Genomic DNA, 3,492 nt, shown 5'->3' with positions numbered 1-3,492 from the left:
GCGGCGCTTTCGCGCCGCCGTTTTCGTGTGCATCCGCTGCCGGAGGTCAGCAGCAGCGTCCCCCGTTCTTGCCGCTGTAACGCGCCTCCTGGCGCTCGCGGAAGAATGTCTTGTAGTCCATCGGCACGCGGTCCGGATGCTTCTCCAGCACATGCCGGACGTAGTTGTCGTAATCAGGAATGCCGCAGCACAGCCGTGCGGTCTGCACCAGGCGCCGCCAGATGCGGCGGTGGGCCTGGTACTGACCGGCGGGGACGAGTTCAGTGCTCATCACAGGTCCGCCATCTGGTGCGGCTCAAGCGCCACGTACGGGGTTTCCTTGTCGGTCCTTTGCGGAGTGCGGCGGGCCATGAAGATGGTCTTGATCGCGTAGAACAGGATCGAGAACACCACGAACAGGAACAGCACGGTCAGGCCGGTGTTGACGTAGGCGTTGACCACGATCTGATGCATCTGGCCAACGGTCTTGGCCGGGGCGGTCAGCGTGCCGCTGGCGATCGCATCCTGGTACTTGTGCGCCTGGGCCAGGAAGCCCTGTGCCGGGTTGCTGTCGAAGATCTTGATCAGGCCGGCATACGTGGTGCAGATCAGCAGCCACACGGCCGGCACGCCGGTCACCCAGGCGAAGCGGTCACGCTTCATCTTGAACAGCACCACGGTGCCGAGCATCAGCGCGATACCGGCCAGCATCTGGTTGGAGATGCCGAACAGCGGCCACAGGGTCTGGATGCCACCGAAGGGATCCACCACGCCGGTGTAGAGCAGGTAGCCCCACAGCGCCACGCAACCGGCGGTGGCGATGATGTTGGCGGTCCACGATTCGGTCTTCTTCAGGGCCGGGATGAAGTTGCCCAGCAGGTCCTGCAGCATGAAGCGACCGGCACGGGTACCGGCATCGACCGCGGTGAGGATGAACAGCGCTTCGAACAGGATCGCGAAGTGGTACCAGAACGCCATCATCGCGTTGCTGCCGCTCGGGATCGCCTCGTGCAGGATCTGCGCGATACCCACCGCCAGCGTCGGTGCGCCACCGGCGCGGTGCAGGATGGTCGGCTCGCCGATCGCCGCGGCCGTGGCCTCCAGCTGCTCGGGGGTGATGATGAAGCCCCACGTATTGCTGATGTAGGCCGCAGCGGAGACCGCATCCGGACCGATCACGGCCGCCGGTGCGTTCATGGCGAAGTAGATGCCCGGGTCGATGATCGAGGCAGCCACCAGCGCCATCACCGCGACGAACGATTCCATCAGCATGCCGCCGTAGCCGATGTAGCGCATGTGGCGCTCATTGGCGAGCAGCTTGGGCGTGGTGCCCGAGGCGATCAGGGCATGGAAGCCGGAGACCGCGCCGCAGGCGATGGTGATGAACAGGAACGGGAACATCCCGCCTTTCCAGACCGGGCCGTCGCCGCTGGCGGCGAACTGGGTCAGGGCCGGCATCTTCAGTTCCGGCATGACGATCAGGATGCCGATCGCCAGCGCCACGATGGTGCCGATCTTGAGGAAGGTGGACAGGTAATCGCGCGGGGCCAGCAGCAGCCACACCGGCAGCACCGAGGCCACGAAGCCGTAGCCGATCAGCATCCAGGTGATCTGGATGCCGGTGAAGGTGAAGGCCGGGCCCCAGACCGGATCGGCGGCGACCTTGCCACCGAACCAGATCGCGGCCAGCAGCAGGATCAGGCCGACCACGGAGATCTCGCCGATCTTGCCCGGGCGGATGTAGCGCATGTACACGCCCATCAGGATGGCGATCGGCATGGTCGCGATGACCGTGAACATGCCCCATGGGCTTTCGGCCAGCGCCTTGACCACCACCATCGCCAGCACCGCCAGGATGATGATCATGATCAGGAAGGCGCCGAACAAGGCGATGGTGCCAGGTACCGGCCCCATTTCCTCACGCACCAGGTCACCCAGCGAGCGGCCGTTGCGGCGGCTGGAGAGGAACAGGATCATGAAATCCTGCACCGCGCCGGCCACGACCACACCCACCACCAGCCAGAGCAGGCCGGGCAGGTAGCCCATCTGCGCGGCCAGCACCGGGCCGACCAGCGGGCCTGCACCGGCGATGGCCGCGAAATGATGGCCGAACAGCACGTGTTTGTTGGTCGGGACGTAATCCAGGCCATCATTGTTGATCACCGCGGGCGTGGCCCGGGTCGGATCGAGCTGCATCACCTTGTCGGCGATGAACAGGCTGTAGAAGCGATACGCGATGAGATAGATGGAGACCGCAGCGACGACGATCCACAGCGCATTGATGGGCTCACCGCGGCGTAGCGCGACGGTGCCTAGACAGAATGCGCCAAGCAGTGCGATGACTGCCCAACCCAGTTTCGAAAAACCTTTCATGAGATTGCGTCTCCCTGGAGATCGTCGTAAGAGTCCGCCTTGGCACTGACGGGGTCAATGCAATGGCGGGGGCTTGCTGCTAGTACTTTGGTCGTAGGGTGGGTGTGGCGCGTGTCTGTGCACGTCGCCGGAACATCACGCTTGGAACAATCGGTTGCGGGCATGACGGTTGGCCGGCGGGGCCGGCGAGGCCATCTTGTTGATCGATCACCGACCCTGGAGTCATCATGAGCAGCCCAACCCCGGTGCGCGTGCTGCGCACCATCCGTGGCATGGCCACCTCCGATGGCGCCGGCGTGCGCCTGACGCGGGTGATCGGCGGGCCGTCGCTGCCCGATCTGGATCCGTTCCTGCTGCTGGATGAATTCGGCACGGACCGCGCCGAGGACTACATCGCCGGCTTCCCCAGCCATCCGCACCGCGGGTTCGAGACCGTGACCTACATGCTCGACGGACGCATGCGGCACAAGGACAACCACGGCAACGAGGGCCTGCTCACGCCGGGCAGCGTGCAATGGATGACGGCGGGCCGCGGTCTCATCCACTCGGAGATGCCCGAGCAGGAATCCGGGCAGATGCGTGGGTTCCAGCTGTGGGTGAACCTGCCGGCGCGCGACAAGATGACGGACCCGACGTACCAGGAGTTCGCGCCGGACCACATCCCGGTGACCGTGCCGGCCGACGGCGTGCAGGTCAAGGTCATTGCCGGCCAGGTGGGTGACACCGTGGGGCCGATCGTGCAGCCGGCCACCGATCCGGTGTACCTGGACATCACCCTGGATGCGCGCGCGGGCTGGAGCTACACGCTGCCGGATGGCCACAACGCCTTCGCGTACGTGTTTGAAGGGGGCCTGGAGGTCGGCGAGGGTGACGATGCGCGCCCGGTGGCCAAGCAGGAAATGGCGGTGTTGGGCGGCGGTGAGCAGCTGAGCCTGCGTGCCGGTGAAACCGGTGCGCGCCTGATCCTGGTGGCCGGCCGCCCGCTGCGCGAGCCAGTCATGCGGCATGGGCCGTTCGTGATGAACACCAAGCAGGAGCTGATGCAGGCCTTCGTGGATTTCCAGGAAGGCCGCTTCTGAGGCACGTGGGCACCGGCCGCTGGCCGGCAAGCGCATGACGCCTGACGGTGCAGGAGGCGGC

The 3,492-nt window shown here is 65.6% G+C and carries 3 protein-coding genes; 1 reads left to right on the top strand and 2 read right to left on the bottom strand.

What is annotated here, in order from left to right; genetic code table 11:
- Positions 1 to 46 precede the first annotated feature (46 nt).
- Entirely contained in the window at positions 47 to 271 is a 225-nt protein-coding gene (locus ACE026_RS16165; protein ID WP_019183464.1) for a YbdD/YjiX family protein, read from the bottom strand.
- Positions 271 to 2,352, bottom strand: a complete 2,082-nt coding sequence (locus ACE026_RS16160; protein WP_121038787.1) for a carbon starvation CstA family protein — start codon at positions 2,350 to 2,352, stop codon at positions 271 to 273. Before ACE026_RS16160 ends, ACE026_RS16165 begins: the two co-directional genes overlap by 1 nt.
- 227 nt (positions 2,353 to 2,579) lie before the next feature.
- Here ACE026_RS16160 and ACE026_RS16155 point away from each other — a divergent pair, with 227 nt between their 5' ends.
- Positions 2,580 to 3,431 carry a pirin family protein gene (locus tag ACE026_RS16155; protein WP_486039867.1) on the top strand — a complete coding sequence of 284 codons (852 nt, stop codon included), beginning with the start codon at positions 2,580 to 2,582 and terminating at the stop codon, positions 3,429 to 3,431.
- Positions 3,432 to 3,492 lie beyond the last annotated feature (61 nt).

The organism is Stenotrophomonas sp. AGC87 (assembly GCF_057333975.1).
This window is presented reverse-complemented; position numbering and strand designations above follow the sequence as displayed.